The sequence below is a fragment of the Bacillus sp. UNC125MFCrub1.1 genome (assembly GCF_000701305.1).
In the GTDB taxonomy this organism is placed as follows: domain Bacteria; phylum Bacillota; class Bacilli; order Bacillales; family Bacillaceae; genus Bacillus; species Bacillus altitudinis.
The window spans coordinates 419132-439176 of record NZ_JNIG01000009.1 but is presented as its reverse complement, the minus strand read 5'-3'; the positions used below and the strand labels follow the sequence as shown (position 1 = coordinate 439176).

Sequence of the window (20045 nt, the reverse complement as noted above, 5' to 3'; positions counted from 1 at the left end):
TTCTACATGAAGAAGCTTTATCGTTCAGCGACAGATAAAAAAATAGCGGGTGTTGTCGGTGGACTTGCTGAATACTTAAGTGTCGATGCATCCCTGCTTCGTATTTTAACGGTGATCATCGGATTTATGACAGCATTTATGCCGATATTCTTGATCTACTTCATCTGGTATTTTGTTGTTCCGGAAGAAGGCACTAACTAAATGCTTAGATGGATCGTAAGTATTTTCGTCAATGCATTACTTTTAATCGTCATTGCTGGATATTTTGATTCAGGCATTCTGCCAGGCCTTGGTAGTGTGTATATTGAAGGTTTTGGCGCAGCGATTGTAGCAAGTATTATTTTGTCCTTGCTCAATATTTTAGTGAAGCCGTTTTTGATCATTTTAACGCTGCCAGTGACAGTACTTTCACTAGGATTGTTCCTCTTTGTCATTAATGCCATCACACTGATGATGACCTCAAGCTTTATGGGAGATAGTTTTAACATTGATGGGTTTGGAACGGCCATTTGGATGGCTGTCATTTTATCCATTTTCCATCTGCTCATACAGAAAGGAATCGTGGAACCGTTAGCGAAAAAAAGCTAACGGTTTTTTTGTGTGAATTTATATCGTTTCCCCGTTCCATCTGTCATAAAAACCGTCTTCAGGAGACACAATATTCGAAGGGAGGCGGTGCACGATGGTGAATGTGAGCAGACAAATCATTCTTTTGCTTTTTTTGAGCATTCTTTTTTGTTTCAGTCAGCCTGCTTCAGCAGGATCTTTGACACAAACACAAGTGAACATACGAAATAAGCCCTTTTCACCTTTTATCTTTGATCAATTTCAAGTTGATGTCCGTCCGGTTCAAGGAAAAAAACGTGATCTTCAATTTCGGGCATCTATTAGTCAGTCAGAGCAAATTTTGTCTGCAAACTTGTACTATAAACAGAGTGATGAGCTAGGATATCGATTGATCCCAATGGAACGATTGCCGGGGATGAAACCAGAATTTACAGCGAAAATCCCGACAGATCAATTGTGGAATCCAACAGTTCATTACTATACAGAATTCTTGACGCAGAAGTCTGTCATCAAAACAACCGAACAAGCAGTTCACTTAAACGGATTTGAAGAGGATCTCTCACAAATTCCTGAGCTATTGATGACAGAAATCGTCGTGAATTCAAAAAACCGCAAAGGCAAGGATGCTTTTGAATTCATCGAGGTGTATAACACAACACATGCACCCATTTCACTTCGACATTACCAGCTTCGCTATCGCAATCCAGCGCAAGGCGTGGAGATGGATGATATATATTCATTTCACACAAGTCCGATCACCATTTCTCCTGGGAAACCGTACGTATTTTGGCTTAGAAAAAAAGGGCAGGAGCATTTAACGGTAGCGGACTTTAATGCGATGTACAAAAGCCATTTAAAAGAGGGCGAGCATCTATCGGTCATTGAGAGTAAAGGATTGTCCAATTCTAAATCACGCCTTGTCTCTATCACAACAAATATAGGAGAAGAGGTATCGTCAGCATCCTATCGTTTAAAGCCTTCATTGTTTAGCGAGCACAGATCGTTACTGTTCAAGTATCCAATGGATGGTACGACACAAATGAAGCTGATCTCGAAAGTGGAGGAAGAGCCGACACCCGGAAAAGTGTTAAAAGCACAAATTCCAACTGAAAAAAAAGAAATATCACAAGATGTTCATAAACCTGTGATCGAAGATATGACAGACAATCAACCGATAAAACCAACTGAAGGCATTGAAATGAGAGCAGATGTGCAGGATGATCAGTCCGTCAAAACGGTCAAATTGCGATATCGAACCAATCGTCATGAAGATTTTAAAGAGGTGCTGCTTCAAAAGGATCATAATGATCGGCTGTTTCACCATATTATTTATTCACCTGAGCTCATCGGTAAAGAACGATTGGAATATCAGATTGAAGCGTCAGACGGCGAAAATCAAGCAATGACAATGAAAAAAACAATTGATGTGGAACAAGTAAGCAAAGCTCACGGCCTTCGATTGAATGTAGAAGAAGGAGATACGGTTTCTGGCGTATTTCACTTAAAAGCAACAGCAGATCAGAAAAAAAGTATAAAATTAATGATAGATGGAAAACCGATTCGACAAGTATTCCCTGCACTTGAAGCAGATCCATATCTTGCATTTGATGTCAAAGGGACAAATTTATATTTTAAGAATGGTGTGTCTATAGGTAAGCACTTACTTTCCATTTTTGATGATTCGACAAAAGTGTATCGCACCTATACGATACCAATACCAGAAAAACACTTAGAAAAGGCAGGTCCACAAACGATATCATTCCATGCTGGGACGAAGTCATCGCCGTTTGACCGATTTCCTGGAGAAAATCACGATGATTTTGAATTGAAAAATGTCCAGATGATTTTATCGAATGGAACTCAAATTCTGCCTCTAAATGCGAGCCAGCATGAGGAATGGAAAATGGGCGACGGTGGAAGCGCTAAGAAAGTAAGAGCATTTCAGTTTCAAATCCCGAAGCAAGCATATGCTTCAAGCTATATTCAGTGGGATACAAGAAGGCTGAAAGAAGGAGTACATGTTGTTCAGGCTAAAACCGCAGACGAATCTCAATCTGTACGTGTGAAAGTCGATAACACGGGTCCGAAAATCAAGAGTAATATACAGGCAAATGACCAATATAAAGGCGTCTTTACGTTAAAGGCAAAGGTGACGGATCGTTGGAGTGACATAGCGGAGATGAAGGCATATTTAGATGGAAAACCGATCTCTTTGCCTTATCAAACGTCCTCTAGCGAATTAGAACCTGGGGAGCACACGTTGAAGATAAAAGCAAAAGATGCCGCTGGAAACAAATCAACTTTGAAAAAGGTTTTTAAGACGGTACATGAACACCCTGAAACGCCAGAGAGAGTGTCAGATAGGACAAAAAAGGAATCATCTAAGCAAACAGTGCTAACCAATGATCCTACTAATGATCAGTTAGATTACTCCTTTTACCGTGCCTATCAATATACATCGCTGCATCCGTCCATGAAGATTTTCAAATATGCAGCGGAAACAGAGCCGCCAAAACATTTAAATGAAACAGGTGAAATGATTTTTTCTAATCGAGAAAGAAATCGCATTGCATTTGCTGATGGTAAATCAGTGGAAACGAAAGATCTACAGCATTTTCCTTATCATCGCTTTCAAATCAAGGTTCATCACGATGTACGTGAAAAGGATGTTGTCGAGGCTGTATGGAAAGGAAGCTCATTATCAGGGAGAAAGGTAACGATGTACGCTTGGAATCATCAGCAAGAAAAGTGGGATAAAATCACTCATCACTTTGCCAAGGATGAAAAGGAATTTTACCTGAAAGGGCTGCTGTCAGTCAGACAGTATATGAAAAATCAAACGTTTGATTTGCTTGTACAAGATGAGATCAGTAAGACGTTAAAGCCTTATAAGATGGTGTGGATGTCTGATACTCAATATTATGCCAGAAGTTATCCTCATATCTTCAAAAAAATGGTCGAGTGGATCAGAGATCAAAGGGACCCATTAAATATTCAATATGTGTTCCATACAGGTGATATTGTGGATGATTCAAAGGATAAGCAGTGGAATCGTGCCGATACATTTATGCGTGTGTTAGATCAGCATCATATTCCTTACGGTGTATTAGCTGGTAATCATGATGTCAGGCACAAAGACGGCCATTATAGGGAATATGGGAGATATTTTGGAGCGAAACGCTTTGAAGACAAGCCGTATTACGGTGAACCCTATCAAAACAATCGAGGTCATTATGATCTTATCTCTGCTGGTGGCAATGATTATATGATGGTGTATATGGGCTGGGGGATCAAGCAAAATGAGATTGACTGGTTAAATCGAGTCATTTCTGAACATCCAGATCGAATTGTCATTTTAAATTTCCATGAGTATTTGTTAGTGAGCGGCAATCGAAGCCCAATTGGAGATTTGATCTTCCATCAAGTGGTAAAACGTCACCCGAATATTGTCGCAGTATTTAGTGGCCACTACCACGGAGCCAGTCGAAAAGTAGATGAGATTGACGATGATCATGATGGAAAAGTGGACAGAAAAGTATATCAAATCCTTGCAGATTACCAGTCAGGTCCTGAAGGCGGTCAAGGTTTTATGCGGCTGATCACTGCAGATCAAGAAAAAAATAAACTTCATTTCACCACATACTCACCCTACTTGAATCAAGAACATTTTTATGATCCAAAAACGTATGGAGATCAAGATGAATTTTCAATTGATGTCGATTTAACACCAAAAATGAAATCCGTTAAAACCAATTATTTTGAATTGAATGTCTACACAAACGTTCTTCTTGGAGAAGTCAAAGGTGTGAAAAGTGGTAAAAAAGCAACCTTTGAATGGAAAGGGTTAAAGCCAAATCAAGAATATTATTGGTACACTGTCGCAAAAGACCGTTTCGAAGGGAAAGCGATTTCTCCTATATGGAAAATTCATACAAAAAATGATGATCAATCAACATTTCTTAGGAAATAAAAAACTGTGCTTTCAAGAGCACAGTTTTATCTTTCCATTGTGTGAGTGAGCTTGTATCGATCCCCTCTATAAACGGACATGACATACTCGAATGGAAGGTCATTTTGAAAATAAGTTGTTCTTGCAATGGAGAGAACAGGGTCCCCTAATGAAATAGACAGCACGTTAGCTTCTTCCTTTGATGCAACATTGGCTTCAAGCTCCTGCTTGGCATGGGCGATGGTTAGACCTGTGTTCGCTTCTATATATTCATATAAAGATCCAGTTAAATGTTCCTTTGTGAGCTCGCCAGCAAATTTTTCAGGAATATAACTCGTTTCAATAGCCATTGGTTCATCGTTTGCAAGGCGGATTCGTTTTAATTCATAGACATCTTCACTGTTCGACAGCTGTAATGATTGCAGCAAGTGCTCTGGGCATGCGACTTTTTTGAAATCAATCAACTGACTTGAAGCTTTAAGCCCACGTTGACGCATATCTTCTGTAAAGCTTGTTAAGCCCTGAAGCGGTTGTTCAAATTTCTTTCGGCTAACAAATGTTCCTTTTCCTTTTTGCCGGTATAAATATCCTTCGTTCACAAGGTTCGATAAGGCTTGTCTGACAGTCATTCGGCTAATACCAAAGCGTTCGGCATATTCTCTTTCAGAAGGAATGAGTGTATCAGGTGCTAACGTTCCATCCTCAATCTGCTTTTTCAAGTTCTCCATAATCTGATGGTACATGGGGATAGGTGACTGCTTATCAATAAACATGTGAAAATCCTCTCGTGTTTAGCGTAGTGAACCAGCTTCTCGATCAATAAAAATCGTCACATCTTCATGAAGTTTCAGAGCAGATGCAGGGAAGTCTGGGTGAATTTCAGTTCGTTCTAAATATTGTATCACGTCCGCTTTTGATTTTCCTGATGCGAGAAGGAGAATTTTTTTACTTGAAAGAATGCTTGCAATTCCCATTGTAATGGCATGTGTAGGTACCTCATCTATAGAAGAAAAGTACCTTGCATTGGCTTGGCGAGTGTGTTCATCTAATTGGACGACATGCGTCTTTGAGTCAAAAGGAGTACCAGGTTCATTAAACCCGATATGTCCATTTTGTCCGATACCAAGTAGCTGAAGATCAATACCCCCTAAATCTTCAATGAGCTGATCATACCTTAAGCACTCTTCTTCCAAGTGAGCAGCAGCACCATTGGGGAGGAAATATTGATCTGATGGGAGATCAATATGGTCGAATAAATGACGCTTCATGTAAGTCATATAACTATTTTCATGATTTGGATCAATTCCCACGTACTCATCCAGATTCACTGTTCTTGCTTGTTTGAAAGACAATTGTTCTGTTTGATGCAACTGAATTAACTCTTTATAAGTATCAATTGGTGTACCGCCAGTTGCCAGACCGAGAACCGCATCTGTTTTTGATTTAATGGTACGTGCAATGAAAGCAGCTGCTGCTTTTCCTAATTGATCTTTATCTGCAAATTCGATGATGTTCATCAGTGTGTGGCCTCCTTTTTTTCATAAACGATTTGTCCATGGCAGATCGTCATCATGAGTTCGCCAGCTTCATCCCAAATGACCAAGTCTGCCAGTTTTCCAACTTCGATCGAACCGAGCTGATGATCGATCCCGAGCTGAGTGGCTGCATTTGTTGAGGTCATTTGAGCAATTTCTATCCATCCACATTGTGTGATCTGTCTCATACGTTTTACCCCATCTTTCATTTGTAAAATCGATCCTGCAAGTGTTCCATCTGCTAGCAATGCTTTTTCACCGCTGACTGTCACAGTCTGTCCGCCAAATTCGTAGGTTCCCTCTCCAAGTCCTTTTGCACGCATTGAGTCTGTAATCATGATCAAACGTTCACTACTCTTTGCCAAATACGCAAGCTTTACGGAAAGAGGATGTGAATGAATGCCATCTGTAATCAGCTCAGTCAAAAGCTTTTCGTTTGTAAGCGCAGCCCCTGCAACATTTGGCTCACGATGCTGAAATGAACTCATCGCATTATAAAGATGCGTGACATGACGCGCGCCGTGCTTTGCTGCTAGTTCAATCATGTCATGAGGAGCATTTGTATGTCCAATAGAAGGAATGATATTTTTTTCTTTTAGCAGGGAAAGAAATGCAAAATCAGTATCTTCCTCAGGTGCAAAAGTGACAATTCGAATCAGCTGATCAGATGCACTCAGCCATTTCTCAAAAAGAGGAAGGTTAGCCTGTGTAATCCATTGAGCAGGCTGCGCTCCAGCTTTATCTTTAGAAATAAAAGGACCTTCTAGATGAATGCCTAAACATTGTGCCTGACTTCCAGCTTGCTTTTTATTATAGGGTCTCCACTGTGCGACATTTTTAAGTGCTTGCTCAATCTCTTGGTGATTTTGTGTAATGGTTGTTGCTAAAAAGCTTGTCGTTCCTTCTGCGGGTAAGTGATCAGCAAGTGTATTCATGGCTTCTGGTGTGGCATCCATCATATCTGCACCATATCCCCCATGGATGTGAATATCAATCATTCCGGGGAGTAAATAAAAGTTTTCCCGGGAAATATATACTTTTTCATAATTTCCTGTCGGCGGTGATGTTGAAATATAGTCGATTTTGCCATCGCGTAAACCGACAAAACCGTTTTCAATGATTTCTGTCTTTGTCACAATATGAATATTGGAGAGCAATAAAGAACTGCTCATGATTGTGCCCCCTTATTCTCGTCGTTAGATTCAGTTTACCTTTTTTAAGTATAGTTGTCTATACCAGTAAATGTGAAGAAACAGGATCAGGATAAAATACTATTTTGGGTTCATCATTGAAAGTGATAAAATAGAGCTGTATTTCTGAAACGCCTGCGATAAAAGGAGGAAGAAGCGTGCCGAAAGTTCGTACGAAGGACATAATGGAACAATTTCATCTTGAACTGGTAAGTGGGGAAGAAGGGATTAATCGTCCCATTACAATCAGTGATCTTTCCAGACCAGGTATTGAAATGGCTGGATATTTTACATATTACCCAAAAGAAAGAGTTCAACTTTTAGGGAAGACAGAGCTTTCTTTTTTTGAACAGCTCCCAGAACGCGAACGGAAGCAGAGGATGATGTCTCTTTGTACAGATATTACCCCTGCCATCATTTTGTCACGAGATCGTGAAGTACCAAAGGAATTGATCGAAGCTTCAAACGAAAATGGAGTGCCGGTTTTACGCTCAAGCTTAAAGACGACAAGACTTTCGAGTCGATTAACGAACTTCTTAGAAAGCAAGCTTGCACCAACGACTGCGATTCATGGCGTACTCGTGGATGTATATGGTGTAGGTGTGCTGTTAATTGGAAAAAGTGGCGTAGGTAAAAGTGAAACGGCTTTAGAACTAGTGAAGAGAGGACACAGGCTGGTTGCAGACGATTGCGTGGAAATCAGGCAAGAGGATCAGGATACGTTAGTTGGAAGCGCACCAGAGCTGATTGAGCACCTTCTAGAAATCCGTGGATTAGGCATTATTAATGTGATGACCTTATTTGGAGCGGGCGCTGTCAGAAGCTATAAGAGAATTACGATTGTTATGAACCTTGAGCTTTGGGAACAAGGCAAACAGTATGACCGTTTAGGACTTGAGGAAGAAAAAATGCGGATCATCGATACAGATGTACCCAAGCTGACCATCCCTGTACGTCCGGGACGAAATTTAGCGGTCATCATCGAGGTAGCTGCTATGAACTTCAGATTGAAACGAATGGGACATAATGCAGCGGAACAATTTACAAGTAAACTTGCCGATGTCATTGAAGACAATGGCCAGGATGAATAGGAGCTGTCTATATGAATGAAGCAATTCAACCAATTGATCCGATTGCTTTTCAGCTCGGACCTATTTCGGTTCATTGGTATGGTGTGATTATTGGGGTCGGAGCGCTGCTTGGACTCTGGCTCGCATTAAGGGAGTGTGAAAAAAGAGGCATCAATAAAGATATGTTTATTGATCTCATCTTATTTGCCATTCCTATCGCCATTATTTGTGCACGAATTTATTATGTATCCTTTGAATGGGATTATTATCAGCAGCACACAAATGAAATCATCAAGATTTGGAATGGCGGAATTGCCATACATGGTGGACTGATAGGGGCGGTGCTGACAGCGATTGTCTTTACTAAAGTGAGAAAGGTGTCCTTTTGGAAAATCGCCGATGTCGCAGCGCCTAGTATTTTACTAGGGCAAGCCATCGGGCGCTGGGGGAACTTTATTAATCAGGAAGCACATGGTGAGGCTGTTTCAAGAGCCTTTTTAGAAAATTTGCACCTGCCTGAGTTTATTATTAATCAGATGTACATTGACGGGACCTACTATCACCCTACGTTCTTATATGAATCATTATGGAATATCGCAGGCGTTTTGATATTAATCTTATTACGTAGAACATCATTGCGTCGAGGCGAAATGTTCTTGTCGTATTTAATCTGGTATTCAATCGGTCGTTTCTTCATTGAAGGAATGAGAACAGACAGCTTAATGCTGACTGAGCACCTTCGAATTGCACAGATGATTTCAATTGCTATATTTGCAGTGGCTGTTTTGCTGATTGTGTTTAGAAGAATCAAGGGATATGCATCTATACCGTATAAAGAGAACAACTCATCAAATTAAGAGCAAGGGGGATAAGAGATGGGGGAGACATGGAAAAACGGCTTGAAAGCAGGGTTATCGACAACTTGGACACTTGGAAAAGTCATTTTTCCGGTTACCATTCTCGTTAGTATCTTGCAGCATACACCTGTGATGGATTGGATGATACAATTCATCCGTCCATTTATGGGTCTGTTTGGTCTTTCAGGGGAAGCGGCCATTCCGCTTGTTTTAGGAAATATGCTGAACTTGTATGCGGGTATTGCAGCCATCTTGACATTAGAGCTCCCGGTGAAGGAAGTGTTCATTTTAGCGGTCATGCTCTCTTTTTGTCACAACTTGATCATCGAATCAACAGTGGCGGCGAAGGTTGGGCTGCGGGTGTCTGTCATTTTGCTAGTCAGAATCAGTCTTGCCGTCGTGTCAGCAGTTGTCATTCATCTCGTATGGCAGGGAGGCGAGGAGCCGGCGCAATATGGTTTGCTGACAGCTGCTCAGTCGGCTGATGTGCCTTCTAGCTGGTATATGATCGTACTTCTTGCTTTACAGAAAGCTGTTCTTGGTGTGCTGCAGCTAGCTTGTATTGTCATTCCTCTCATGATCATCATTCAATTCATGAGAGACTTAGGGTGGCTCCATACGCTGTCTAAGTGGCTGTCTCCTTTTACGAGAATGCTTGGAATGAAAGAAAATACGTCTATGACGATGGTGGCTGGTTTAACCATTGGTCTTGCCTACGGGGCAGGCGTCATGATGAAGGCAGTGGAAGAGGACGGTGTCAGCAAAAAGGATTTAACGCTTGCTTTCATTTTCCTTGTGGCGTGTCATGCGGTGGTCGAAGATACACTCATTTTCATTCCATTAGGTATTCCAGTATGGCCGCTTCTTCTTATTCGCCTTATTTCTGCTATTTTATTGACAGCTGCCATCAGCTATATTTGGCGGAGGCGGGAACATGCAGCTGTTAGAAAGGAAGCTATATGAACCAATCAACTATTAACACAGTGCTATTTGATTTAGATGGCACATTAATCAATACAAATGAATTAATTATTGCTTCATTTCAGCATACGCTTGATCATTATTACCCTGGTCAATACAGCCGTGAGGATATCCTTCATTTCATTGGTCCATCATTATTTGGTACATTCTCTGCAATGGATCCGAATCTGACAGATGATATGATCCAGATGTATCGAACGTTTAATCATGAACAGCATGATCTGCTTGTGACGGAGTATGAGACGGTGTTAGACACGTTGAAAATTCTTCAGGATCAGGGATTTAAGCTTGGTATTGTGACAACAAAAATCCGTGATACGGTCTTAATGGGATTAAAGCTGACTGGATTGGAGCCATTTTTTGAGGTCATTGTCACACTTGATGATGTACAAAATGAAAAGCCGCATCCAGAACCAGTTCAACTGGCATTATCCAAGCTCGGCAGTGATCCGCATGAGGCGATCATGGTTGGTGATAATTATCACGACATTTTATCTGGTCAAGCGGCAGGGACGAAAACAGCAGGTGTTGCTTGGTCTATTAAGGGAGAAGAAGCCCTGTTAAAGCATCGCCCAGATTATATGCTGCAGAAAATGAGTGATCTCTTGGCGATTGTTGGAGCTGATTAAGTTGAGAAAAACAGATCGTTATGCTGTCAAAGGGGTTAATTCGCTTAGACAAGTCTATCGGACGGTCCCCTTTCTCAAGGTTGTGAAAAACTTCATCTTTATTCAACTGGCAAGGTATACGCCTTTTATGGGAATGAAAAATTGGATTTATCGCACCTTCCTTCGAATGAAAGTCGGGGAGGATACGGCGTTTGCTTTAATGGTGATGGTCGATCTCATGTTTCCTGAGAAAATCACTGTCGGTCGAAATAGTGTGATTGGCTATAACACAACCATTTTGTCCCATGAGTATTTGATTAAAGAGTATAGGCTTGGGGAAGTCTATATTGGTGATGAAGTGTTAATTGGAGCAAATTCAACGATCCTACCTGGAGTGACAATTGGTGATGGTGCGATTGTATCGGCGGGAACTCTTGTGAACAAAGATGTTCCGGCAGGCTCCTTTGTTGGAGGAAATCCAATGCGGATGATTTATACGAAAGAGGAAATGGAAGCACGTCAATCTTCGTCTGCTGAGTAGCTCGGCAGACTTTTTTGTTGACATTCTAACATGGTGTAACTATAATGATTACAACAGAGGTGAGAAAACATGAAAATCAGCAGCAGATTTACTGTCGCTGTCCATATTCTGGCCTTGCTATCACTTGAAAAAGGTTCTTTACAGACATCGGAGGATATCGCAGGAAGTGTCAATACAAATCCAGTGGTGATTCGCCGTATCATGAGTAAGCTCAAAAAAGCAGGCCTAATCTCAACGAGTCTTGGCAAAGGCGGTTCTCAATTGAACCGAAGTGAGGATGACATCACACTGCTCGATGTGTATAAAGCGGTTGAAGTGGTGGATGAGGGAGAGTTGTTTCAAATTCATGAAAGCCCAAACCCTGACTGTCCGATCGGTGCCAATATTCAAGCTGTACTAGAATTAATTTTGTGCCGTGCTCAAAGTGCGATGGAGCAAGTGCTTGCTGAGATTAAATTAAGTGAACTAACGCAGGTTTTAATCAAAAAAATTGGATGATCTATTCAATTTTTTTTACCTCTGTTGTAACTATTTCGGTTACATCTTAAGTGATCAAAATAACAATATATTGTAGGAGGAATTTACATGAACATTGGAATCATTGGCGCAACAGGTAAAGCAGGACAACACATTTTAAAAGAAGCTCAATCGAGAGGGCACGAAGTAACGGCAATCGTTCGAGATGCGCAAAAAGTGACCAATTCATCAGCAGCTGTTTTAGAAAAGGATGTTTTTCACTTAGAGGCAGGAGACGTCAAAGGTTTTGATGTGATCGTAAATGCATTTGGTGCCCCAGCAGGACAAGAGCACCTTCATGTAGAAGCAGGAAAAAAACTCATTCATCTCTTAAAAGAGACACCAGAAACGCGTTTAATCGTTGTGGGAGGCGCTGGAAGTTTATTTGTAGATGAGGCCAAAACAACTAGACTGATGGACACACCGGAGTTTCCAAAGGAATACTTTGCTACTGCTTCACACCAAGGAGAAAACTTAAAAGATCTTCAAAAGACCGAAGGATTAAAATGGACATTTTTAAGTCCAGCAGCCTTCTTTAATCCAGCAGGCAAACGGACAGGTGCTTATGTGAAAGGCAAAGACCATCTTATCGTTAATTCGAAGGGTGACAGCTATGTGAGTTATGCTGACTACGCCGTTGCGCTTGTCGATGAGATAGAACAAGCTGCTCATGTTGGAGAACGTTTTACTGTGGTTTCTGAAGCAGAATAAGAATATAAAAACCCCGCTATTTAGCGGGGTTTTATGCTTTAATGATAATCGCCTGGCTGCCCATCTGTTTCCAAGAATCCTCAAACTGTTCACGATCGACTTTTTGATTCTTCTCTCCGTATGGGTTATTTAAGTAGACGTGATCTTTGTCATAGCCAGTGATGACCACGCTGTGCATATTAAAGCTGATATCTATTTTCCCATTTGGTGTATTCCATGTTTCAATATTATCTGTTTTGGCAAAGGTCGAAGTGGTAATGACCCAGACAGGATAACCTTTTTCAAGTGATTGATAGATGGCCTTTTTGACTGGCTTGCCGGTTAAGTCAACGGCTTGATTACCTACATATTTTTTCGCAAGCTGATAAATGGGTTCATGATACACACCAAGACCTGGCCCATTCTCCATATCGCCTACAAACCCGTCATGAGGGTCTCCTTTTAAGCCATTCTCATAATTGAGCGGGACACGCTTAATCTCGTTTGCCAATGCGTTTTTCGTTATATGCTCATAGCCGCTGTAATGAAGAAGCATGGCTAAGCTCGTGACTTCGCATCCGTTATAAAGCTTTGGTGCATCCATTTGATTAAAGAGGATGACGTCCATGGCTTTTTTATTTCCTTTTAAACTAGAATGTGTCGTTTCTGTTTTTTTCGTAGAACGTGTTTCTTCTGCTGCTAGTGCGGTATCATTTTCTTTTTCTTTGGCTTCTTGCGGTGACGTTGTTTTCTTGACTTGGTCGAATTGTGAAATGAAAATAAAGCCGAAATAAACAAGACATGCGCACAACAAAGTTAAGATTAATGTCTGGATGAATTTCACTGTAATCTCCTGTGTTATTCAATATTTTTAAGTATTATAGCATGTTCCTAAAGCAAAGAGATCAAAAAGGATTAGGTGTCATTTTAATGTAATATATGAACAAATGATTAAGGAAAAAAGGGGAAAATAAAAATGATTGATTTAATCACTTTATTTTGTTAGCATATTATCATATTAGCGAACTAAAGGATTCGGAATTTTTTGTTTTAATGTGTTGGAGGTGCGGAACATGTTCATGTTTGAAAAACCATATGGTATGCGAGATTCATTACCAGGATTGTATGAGACGAAGAAAAGGGTTAGGCATTCTTTAACAGAGGTCATGAATGGTTGGGGTTATCGTTTAATGGAAACGCCAACGCTTGAATTTTACGATACAGTCGGTGTTCAATCAGCGATTACAGATACGCAGTTGTTTAAGCTTCTTGATCAAAATGGTCAAACCCTTGTGCTTAGACCTGATATGACGGGACCAATTGCGAGAGTGGCGGCCTCAAAGCTTCACGAACAGGCATATCCGCTTCGAGTCGGTTATGCAACCAACGTGTTTCGGGCACAGGAAAGAGAAGGCGGAAGACCTTCTGAATTTGAGCAGGTCGGTATTGAATTGATCGGTGATGGTTCGATTAGTGCAGATGCTGAAGTCATAGCGCTTGTCGTGTTTGCATTAAAAAATGCCGGACTTCAATCCTTCAAAATTGCGATTGGGCATGTGGCTTTGGCTGAGACCTTGTTTTTAGATGTACTAGGGAATACAGAGCGGGCGAACGTATTGCGCCGATTTTTATATGAAAAGAATTATGTGGGATACAGGCAGCATGTCAAACAATTGCCTCTCTCATCCATCGATAAAACAAGGCTGCTCCAGCTATTAGAGCTGCGCGGCGGTCAAGAAGTGACCCAGCAGGCTGAAGAAATTGTGGTCTCACAAGAGGGCAAAGAAGTGCTGGCGGAGTTAAAGGCGCTGTGGGAGACACTTGAAGATTACGGCTGTACAGAATATATCCGTTTGGATTTAAGCATGGTCAGTCATATGAGCTACTATACGGGAATTTTGTTTGAAGTATTTGCAGATCATGTTGGGTCTGTGATCGGAAGTGGAGGAAGGTATGATCAATTGCTTGCTCACTTTGATGCACCCGCACCCGCTACAGGCTTCGGACTTCGATTAGACCGTCTTCTTGAGGCGCTCGACGCAAAAGAAATAAATGAGCCCCAAGAGGCTGTGATTTTTAGTAAAGAACAACGGCTTGAAGCATTTGATTTTGCAGAAAAAGAGCGGACAAAGGGCAAAAGGATTGTTCTCCAAGACTTAGCAGGTATTGAAAATATCGATGCCATGACCAAGGCATTTGAACAAGTGACTTATTTTATCGGCGCTAGAAAGGAAGAGCAAAATGGGTAAAGTGTTGACAATGGCAATGCCAAAGGGACGGATATTTGAAGAAGCAGCAGGGCTATTAAGACAGGCTGGATATCAGCTGCCGGAGGAATTCGAAGATTCAAGAAAATTAATCATTGATGTACCGGAAGAAAATCTCCGCTTTATTTTAGCGAAGCCAATGGATGTGACGACATATGTAGAGCACGGTGTAGCGGATGTGGGCATTGCAGGCAAAGACGTCATGCTTGAAGAAGCACGGGATGTGTACGAAGTGCTCGATTTAAACATTAGCAAATGTCATTTAGCTGTAGCGGGCTTGCCGGGAGCCAGCTGGGGCGGTGTCGCACCGCGTGTGGCCACAAAGTACCCAAATGTCGCTTCTTCTTATTTTAGAGAACAAGGTGAGCAGGTGGAGATCATTAAGCTAAATGGTTCCATTGAATTAGCACCGCTCATCGGACTTGCCGATCGAATTGTTGACATTGTCTCCACCGGTCAAACACTTAAGGAAAATGGACTTGTCGAAACGGAACATATTTGTGACATTACGTCACGTTTTATTGTCAATCCTGTGAGCTATCGAATGAAGGATGCGGTAATCGATGAAATGGCGCAGCGTCTGGCAAGAATCATCGAAGGAGAAGGGGAGGAAACATCATGAACATCACCTACATACAAGAAGGTGAGACAGACACTCTCTCACTCAAGCGTTCTCTAGATACAGGAACGGAAGAGCAGCGACTGGCTGTTCAGCGGATTATCGAAGAAGTGAGAAAAAATGGTGACGAAGCCGTACGGTCTTTCACGAAGCAATTTGACGGTGTCTCTATTGAACAGCCACTTGTGACGGAGGATGAAAAGACAAAAGCCTACGAACGTTTGGACCCGGAGATGATCCAAATCATCAAAACGGCGATCCGGAATATTCGAACATACCACGAGCGTCAGCTAACCTCCTCTTGGTTTTATCACCAAAAGGACGGCTCAATGCTAGGTCAGAAAGTAACACCGCTCGATGCGGTCGGTGTATATGTCCCAGGCGGAACGGCCGCCTATCCATCATCTGTTTTAATGAATGTGATCCCGGCACTTGTTGCCGGCGTTGAGCGAATTGTCCTTGTGACACCGCCAGGAAAAGACGGTCGTCTATCTGACGCTGTACTAGTAGCAGCGAAGGAGCTGGGCATTTCAGAAATGTACAAAATGGGTGGTGCTCAGGCGATAGCCGCTCTTGCATATGGAACGGACAGTATCCAGCCTGTTGATAAAATCACCGGTCCAGGAAACATTTATGTAGCACTTGCCAAACGGGAAGTATTTGGTCAAGTAGACATTGATATGATTGCGGGCCCAAGTGAAATTGCTGTTTTAGCAGATGAAACGGCAACTGCACATGAGGTGGCAGCTGATTTGCTTTCACAGGCAGAGCATGATGCATTGGCATCTAGTATTTTGGTGACACCATCTAAAGGATTGGCTGAAGCAGTGCAAGCAGAGGTGCAAGCGCAGCTTGATAATTTGCCAAGGAAATCAATCGCAGCACAATCTATTCAAGACCATGGTTATATTTACGTGACAGAATCTTTGGATCGTGCAGTTGATATCGTGAACCAGTTAGCCCCAGAGCATTTAGAAGTGCTGACGGCGTATCCAGAATCACTACTTGGTCAAATCAAGCATGCTGGAGCAATTTTCTTAGGGCGTTACAGCCCAGAGCCGGTAGGGGATTACTTCGCAGGACCGAACCATGTGCTACCAACAAACGGGACGGCAAGATTCTCCAGTCCGCTTGGTGTCACGGATTTCCAAAAGAAAACGAGCATCATTTCATATAGCAAAGAAGCCTTCGAAACACATAAGGAAAGCATTGCGGCTTTTGCAAGATTAGAAGGGCTTGAAGCACATGCAAGATCGATTGAAGCGAGAAAGCGGGAGGAATCAAAATGAGACAGGCGGAAACAGCGAGACAGACAAATGAAACGAACATTTCGTTAGCGCTAGAGATTGATGGTGAAGGAAAAGCGGATATTCAGACCGATGTCCCTTTTATGACGCACATGCTCGACTTATTCACGAAGCACGGACACTTTAACTTAACTGTAGATGCAAAAGGAGACACAGATGTCGATGATCACCACACAACAGAAGATATTGGCATTGTGCTTGGGCAGATGTTGAAAGAAGCGCTCGGGGATAAGAAAGGAATTAAGCGCTACGGCTCTAGTTTTGTTCCAATGGATGAAACTCTCGCCCAAGTCGTCGTGGATTTAAGTAATCGTCCTCATTTGGAAATGAGAGCGGATTTCCCGAGTCAGAAGGTCGGCACCTTTGATACGGAGCTGGTTCATGAGTTTCTTTGGAAATTTGCCCTTGAAGCACGAATCAATCTGCATGTGATCGTTCACTATGGAACCAATACCCACCATATGATTGAAGCCATTTTTAAAGCGATGGCACGCGCCTTAGATGAAGCAACAACCATTGATCCGCGTGTGAAAGGGATTCCGTCGACAAAGGGGATGCTCTAATGATTGGCGTCATTGACTATGGAATGGGAAATTTGTTTAGCGTATCAAAAGCACTGGAACGAGCAGGAGCGTCTTATATCGTGTCTTCTGAAGCAGAGGAGCTGAAAAAGGCAGATGCGTACATTTTGCCAGGAGTCGGTTCATTTCGTGATGCGATGCAGCTGTTAAGACAGACAGGACTTGAGGCGTTTATCCACCAAGTCGTGCAGGAAGGAAAGCTGTTATTTGGCATTTGCCTTGGCATGCAGTTGTTGTTTGAAGAAAGTGAAGAAGCAGGAAAAACAAAAGGGCTAGGCCTTTTAAAAGGACGTGTCGTTCTTTTGAAGGATCGTGATCAGGATGGACAAAGGCTGAAGGTGCCTCATATGGGCTGGAACGAGCTAGCATTTCACCAGCCGTCACCATTATTTGACGGTGTGCCGGAAGGATTTGCATACTTTGTTCACTCTTATTATGTGAACGGCATGAATCCAGAAGACCTATTGGCAAGTGCGCCCTATGGTGTTCAAGTACCTGCCGTTGTTGGGAAGGGGAATGTGTTTGGAACGCAGTTTCACCCTGAAAAAAGCAGTACAACAGGAATGGCACTGTTGAAACAGTTTATTCAATTAGCAAACGAACAGAGGGTGAGCAAATGAGTGATTTTACATTATATCCAGCAATTGATATGAGAAATGGCAAATGTGTACGACTTGTGCAAGGAGACTATGACCAAGAAACCATTTATGGAGATTCACCGTTAGACATGGCGAGACGGTTTGCAAATGAAGGAGCGAAATGGATACATCTCGTTGATTTAGATGGCGCAAAAGCAGGAAAACGCGTGAATCACGAGCATGTGCTATCGATTGCTTCCTCATTAGATGTGAATGTCCAAATTGGCGGCGGCATTCGGACAGAAGAAGATGTTGCATTTTATTTAAACAATGGCGTATCAAGAGTCATTCTTGGCAGTTCAGCGGTGTCAAACCCGGTTTTTGTGAAAAAAATGCTGGCGCAATATGGGGAGAAAATCGCCATTGGCATTGATGCACGAAACGGTTTTGTATCGACTGAAGGCTGGCTTGAAACGTCGGAAGTGAAGGCGGAGGAACTTGGTCAGGAACTGGCAAAGGAAGGCGCAGAGGTCTTCATTTTCACGGATATTCAAATGGATGGCATGCTGTCTGGTCCAAATGTGGAAAGTACGGTTCGATTAGCAGAAGCAACTGGCAAACAAGTCATTGCCTCAGGTGGTGTCAGTGCAGTGAGTGATCTGCAAAAGCTGTCAGCCCAAAAGCAGACAGGTGTGTCTGGTGCCATCATTGGCAAGGCGCTGTACACAAAGCAATTTACTTTAGCTGAAGCGTTTGAAGGGCTTGACAGCATATGATGACAAAACGAATCATTCCATGTCTTGATGTAAAGGAAGGGCGTGTTGTCAAAGGGATCCAATTTCTAGGTTTGAAGGATGCTGGTGATCCGGTCGAATTAGCGCAGATCTATGACGAGGAAGGTGCGGATGAACTCGTCTTTCTTGATATATCTGCCTCTCATGAAGGCCGAAAAACGATGGTGGATGTGGTCAAACAAGTGGCATCCACTCTCGCTATCCCGTTCACGGTGGGCGGCGGGATTAACCACCTTGATGACATGAAGCGTATATTAAGAGCGGGGGCAGACAAGGTGTCTGTGAACACAGCGGCTGTTTTAAGACCGGAGCTAATAACAGAAGGAGCCGACTTTTTTGGTTCACAGTGCATCGTTGTTGCGATTGATGCGAAATACGATGAAGAGAAACAAGCATACATGGTCTATACGCACGGAGGACGCCGTCAAACGGATTTAGAAGTGAGTGACTGGGCGAAAGAAGCCGTGCGAAGAGGAGCAGGCGAGATCTTGCTGACTAGCATGGATGCCGATGGTGAGAAAACGGGCTTTGAGCATCGTTTGACGAGGCTTGTATCAGAAGCAGTCACAGTGCCAGTTATTGCTTCAGGAGGTGCTGGCAATGCGCAGCATATGCTGGAGGCTTTTACGAAAGGTGAAGCTGATGCCGCACTCGCAGCCTCTATTTTCCATTATAAAGAAACCTCAATTCAAGAGGTGAAGACATATTTGAGAGAACACGGGGTGAAGGTAAGATGAAACAGGCAAACGAATTAACCTTTAATGATGCAGGTCTCATTCCTGCCATTGTACAGGATGCTCAAAGCAAGGAAGTTCTTACTTTGGCGTATATGAATCAAGAATCCTATGAAAAAACATTAGAGACAGGGGAAACATGGTTTTTTAGCCGGTCGAGAAATGAGCTTTGGCACAAAGGAGCCACATCTGGACATACCCAGCGTGTTACATCTATTCGCTATGACTGTGATCAAGATGCCCTGCTTGTTCTAGTGACACCAAGCGGCCCAGCCTGCCATACAGGCAGCTATAGCTGTTTTTCAGAAGAGGGCGTGAAACAGCAAAGGGGAGAACAAGACCGCTTTGCTATTTTAAATGAACTGGAACAGGTCATTGCGAAACGGCAGATGGAAATGCCAGAAGGAGCGTATACAACCTATTTATTTGAAAAAGGAGTCGACAAAATCCTGAAAAAGGTAGGGGAAGAAGCTTCTGAAGTTATCATTGCAGCGAAGAACCGAGATCAAGAAGAATTGAAATGGGAAACAGCAGATCTCCTGTATCACCTTCTTGTGTTATTACGTGAACAGCAGCTGCCTCTTGATGATGTATTAAAGGTATTGAAAAAGCGCCATCAAGGGGAATGAAAAGCTGGGGGTACCCCCAGCTTTTTGCTTTT

At 42.4% G+C, this 20045-nt stretch carries 22 protein-coding genes; 18 read left to right on the top strand and 4 right to left on the bottom strand.

The genetic code is table 11. The features are described 5' to 3' along the window. Window positions 1-6 precede the first annotated feature (6 nt). The 3 genes from N521_RS02540 to N521_RS02530 all read left to right on the top strand — a co-directional run bounded on the left by N521_RS02540 (window position 7) and on the right by N521_RS02530 (window position 4537). Window positions 7-201 carry a PspC domain-containing protein gene (locus tag N521_RS02540; protein WP_008348183.1) on the top strand — a complete coding sequence of 65 codons (195 nt, stop codon included), beginning with the start codon at window positions 7-9 and terminating at the stop codon, window positions 199-201. Beyond that, entirely contained in the window at window positions 202-588 is a 387-nt protein-coding gene (locus tag N521_RS02535; RefSeq protein ID WP_007500042.1) for a phage holin family protein, read from the top strand. A gap of 94 nt (window positions 589-682) precedes the next feature. After that, window positions 683-4537, top strand: a complete 3855-nt coding sequence (locus N521_RS02530) for a lamin tail domain-containing metallophosphoesterase family protein (protein WP_035389635.1) — start codon at window positions 683-685, stop codon at window positions 4535-4537. A 26-nt stretch (window positions 4538-4563) separates the two neighbouring features. Here the strand turns inward: N521_RS02530 and N521_RS02525 are convergent, their stop codons facing one another. The 3 genes from N521_RS02525 to nagA are packed head-to-tail and all read right to left on the bottom strand — an operon-like array spanning window position 4564 to window position 7223. Then, the gene (locus tag N521_RS02525; RefSeq protein ID WP_017357890.1) at window positions 4564-5289 is read right to left on the bottom strand and encodes a GntR family transcriptional regulator; all 726 of its coding nucleotides are present in this window, start codon (window positions 5287-5289) and stop codon (window positions 4564-4566) included. Window positions 5290-5307: 18 nt separating this feature from the next. Further along, on the bottom strand, window positions 5308-6033 hold the full coding sequence (nagB, locus tag N521_RS02520) for a glucosamine-6-phosphate deaminase (RefSeq protein ID WP_035389633.1): 726 nt from the start codon (window positions 6031-6033) through the stop codon (window positions 5308-5310). Then, window positions 6033-7223: an N-acetylglucosamine-6-phosphate deacetylase gene (gene nagA / locus N521_RS02515; RefSeq protein ID WP_035389630.1), complete on the bottom strand. Its 1191-nt coding sequence runs from the start codon at window positions 7221-7223 to the stop codon at window positions 6033-6035. Before nagA ends, nagB begins: the two co-directional genes overlap by 1 nt. 176 nt (window positions 7224-7399) lie before the next feature. Here nagA and hprK point away from each other — a divergent pair, with 176 nt between their 5' ends. From hprK to N521_RS02480, 7 genes are all read left to right on the top strand, one after another. After that, a complete protein-coding gene (gene hprK / locus N521_RS02510) occupies window positions 7400-8332 on the top strand; it encodes an HPr(Ser) kinase/phosphatase (protein WP_003212943.1) in 933 nt (310 codons plus the stop codon). 11 nt (window positions 8333-8343) lie between these two features. Then, complete coding sequence (gene lgt, locus N521_RS02505; RefSeq protein WP_008348168.1) at window positions 8344-9168, top strand: prolipoprotein diacylglyceryl transferase; 825 nt, start codon at window positions 8344-8346, stop codon at window positions 9166-9168. 18 nt (window positions 9169-9186) lie between these two features. Continuing rightward, window positions 9187-10131 carry a nucleoside recognition domain-containing protein gene (locus N521_RS02500; RefSeq protein WP_035389628.1) on the top strand — a complete coding sequence of 315 codons (945 nt, stop codon included), beginning with the start codon at window positions 9187-9189 and terminating at the stop codon, window positions 10129-10131. After that, window positions 10128-10778 carry a pyrophosphatase PpaX gene (gene ppaX, locus N521_RS02495; protein WP_035389626.1) on the top strand — a complete coding sequence of 217 codons (651 nt, stop codon included), beginning with the start codon at window positions 10128-10130 and terminating at the stop codon, window positions 10776-10778. The genes N521_RS02500 and ppaX overlap by 4 nt, the downstream gene beginning before the upstream one ends. A 1-nt stretch (window position 10779) precedes the next feature. Beyond that, a complete protein-coding gene (locus tag N521_RS02490; protein ID WP_008348165.1) occupies window positions 10780-11298 on the top strand; it encodes an acyltransferase in 519 nt (172 codons plus the stop codon). Window positions 11299-11367: 69 nt separating this feature from the next. Beyond that, a complete protein-coding gene (locus N521_RS02485; RefSeq protein WP_003213266.1) occupies window positions 11368-11796 on the top strand; it encodes an Rrf2 family transcriptional regulator in 429 nt (142 codons plus the stop codon). An 87-nt stretch (window positions 11797-11883) separates the two neighbouring features. Next, complete coding sequence (locus tag N521_RS02480; protein ID WP_035389623.1) at window positions 11884-12525, top strand: NAD(P)-dependent oxidoreductase; 642 nt, start codon at window positions 11884-11886, stop codon at window positions 12523-12525. Between the two features lie 31 nt (window positions 12526-12556). On the opposite strand, the gene N521_RS02475 is transcribed toward N521_RS02480, so the two are convergent. After that, window positions 12557-13348, bottom strand: coding sequence for a C39 family peptidase (locus N521_RS02475; protein ID WP_017368114.1), 792 nt, complete (start codon window positions 13346-13348; stop codon window positions 12557-12559). Between the two features lie 229 nt (window positions 13349-13577). Here N521_RS02475 and N521_RS02470 point away from each other — a divergent pair, with 229 nt between their 5' ends. The 8 genes from N521_RS02470 to hisIE are packed head-to-tail and all read left to right on the top strand — an operon-like array spanning window position 13578 to window position 20013. After that, on the top strand, window positions 13578-14753 hold the full coding sequence (locus tag N521_RS02470) for an ATP phosphoribosyltransferase regulatory subunit (protein ID WP_035389621.1): 1176 nt from the start codon (window positions 13578-13580) through the stop codon (window positions 14751-14753). Beyond that, the gene (gene hisG / locus N521_RS02465; protein ID WP_007500071.1) at window positions 14746-15393 is read left to right on the top strand and encodes an ATP phosphoribosyltransferase; all 648 of its coding nucleotides are present in this window, start codon (window positions 14746-14748) and stop codon (window positions 15391-15393) included. Before N521_RS02470 ends, hisG begins: the two co-directional genes overlap by 8 nt. After that, a complete protein-coding gene (gene hisD / locus N521_RS02460; protein WP_035389619.1) occupies window positions 15390-16679 on the top strand; it encodes a histidinol dehydrogenase in 1290 nt (429 codons plus the stop codon). Before hisG ends, hisD begins: the two co-directional genes overlap by 4 nt. Continuing rightward, window positions 16676-17260, top strand: a complete 585-nt coding sequence (gene hisB, locus N521_RS02455) for an imidazoleglycerol-phosphate dehydratase HisB (protein WP_017357901.1) — start codon at window positions 16676-16678, stop codon at window positions 17258-17260. The genes hisD and hisB overlap by 4 nt, the downstream gene beginning before the upstream one ends. Continuing rightward, window positions 17260-17898, top strand: a complete 639-nt coding sequence (gene hisH, locus N521_RS02450; RefSeq protein ID WP_035389617.1) for an imidazole glycerol phosphate synthase subunit HisH — start codon at window positions 17260-17262, stop codon at window positions 17896-17898. Before hisB ends, hisH begins: the two co-directional genes overlap by 1 nt. Next, the gene (hisA, locus tag N521_RS02445; RefSeq protein ID WP_017357903.1) at window positions 17895-18632 is read left to right on the top strand and encodes a 1-(5-phosphoribosyl)-5-[(5-phosphoribosylamino)methylideneamino]imidazole-4-carboxamide isomerase; all 738 of its coding nucleotides are present in this window, start codon (window positions 17895-17897) and stop codon (window positions 18630-18632) included. Before hisH ends, hisA begins: the two co-directional genes overlap by 4 nt. Continuing rightward, entirely contained in the window at window positions 18629-19387 is a 759-nt protein-coding gene (hisF, locus tag N521_RS02440; protein ID WP_035389615.1) for an imidazole glycerol phosphate synthase subunit HisF, read from the top strand. Before hisA ends, hisF begins: the two co-directional genes overlap by 4 nt. After that, on the top strand, window positions 19384-20013 hold the full coding sequence (gene hisIE, locus N521_RS02435) for a bifunctional phosphoribosyl-AMP cyclohydrolase/phosphoribosyl-ATP diphosphatase HisIE (RefSeq protein ID WP_025208029.1): 630 nt from the start codon (window positions 19384-19386) through the stop codon (window positions 20011-20013). Before hisF ends, hisIE begins: the two co-directional genes overlap by 4 nt. Window positions 20014-20045 lie beyond the last annotated feature (32 nt).

Coding starts and splice junctions, on each gene's coding strand:
- N521_RS02540 (WP_008348183.1), top strand. CDS start 7: ATGAAGAAGCTTTATCGTTCAGCGACAGATAAAAAAATAGCGGGTGTT.
- N521_RS02535 (WP_007500042.1), top strand. CDS start 202: ATGCTTAGATGGATCGTAAGTATTTTCGTCAATGCATTACTTTTAATC.
- N521_RS02530 (WP_035389635.1), top strand. CDS start 683: ATGGTGAATGTGAGCAGACAAATCATTCTTTTGCTTTTTTTGAGCATT.
- N521_RS02525 (WP_017357890.1), bottom strand. CDS start 5,289: ATGTTTATTGATAAGCAGTCACCTATCCCCATGTACCATCAGATTATG.
- nagB (WP_035389633.1), bottom strand. CDS start 6,033: ATGAACATCATCGAATTTGCAGATAAAGATCAATTAGGAAAAGCAGCA.
- nagA (WP_035389630.1), bottom strand. CDS start 7,223: ATGAGCAGTTCTTTATTGCTCTCCAATATTCATATTGTGACAAAGACA.
- lgt (WP_008348168.1), top strand. CDS start 8,344: ATGAATGAAGCAATTCAACCAATTGATCCGATTGCTTTTCAGCTCGGA.
- N521_RS02500 (WP_035389628.1), top strand. CDS start 9,187: ATGGGGGAGACATGGAAAAACGGCTTGAAAGCAGGGTTATCGACAACT.
- ppaX (WP_035389626.1), top strand. CDS start 10,128: ATGAACCAATCAACTATTAACACAGTGCTATTTGATTTAGATGGCACA.
- N521_RS02485 (WP_003213266.1), top strand. CDS start 11,368: ATGAAAATCAGCAGCAGATTTACTGTCGCTGTCCATATTCTGGCCTTG.
- N521_RS02480 (WP_035389623.1), top strand. CDS start 11,884: ATGAACATTGGAATCATTGGCGCAACAGGTAAAGCAGGACAACACATT.
- N521_RS02470 (WP_035389621.1), top strand. CDS start 13,578: ATGTTCATGTTTGAAAAACCATATGGTATGCGAGATTCATTACCAGGA.
- hisG (WP_007500071.1), top strand. CDS start 14,746: ATGGGTAAAGTGTTGACAATGGCAATGCCAAAGGGACGGATATTTGAA.
- hisD (WP_035389619.1), top strand. CDS start 15,390: ATGAACATCACCTACATACAAGAAGGTGAGACAGACACTCTCTCACTC.
- hisB (WP_017357901.1), top strand. CDS start 16,676: ATGAGACAGGCGGAAACAGCGAGACAGACAAATGAAACGAACATTTCG.
- hisH (WP_035389617.1), top strand. CDS start 17,260: ATGATTGGCGTCATTGACTATGGAATGGGAAATTTGTTTAGCGTATCA.
- hisA (WP_017357903.1), top strand. CDS start 17,895: ATGAGTGATTTTACATTATATCCAGCAATTGATATGAGAAATGGCAAA.
- hisF (WP_035389615.1), top strand. CDS start 18,629: ATGATGACAAAACGAATCATTCCATGTCTTGATGTAAAGGAAGGGCGT.
- hisIE (WP_025208029.1), top strand. CDS start 19,384: ATGAAACAGGCAAACGAATTAACCTTTAATGATGCAGGTCTCATTCCT.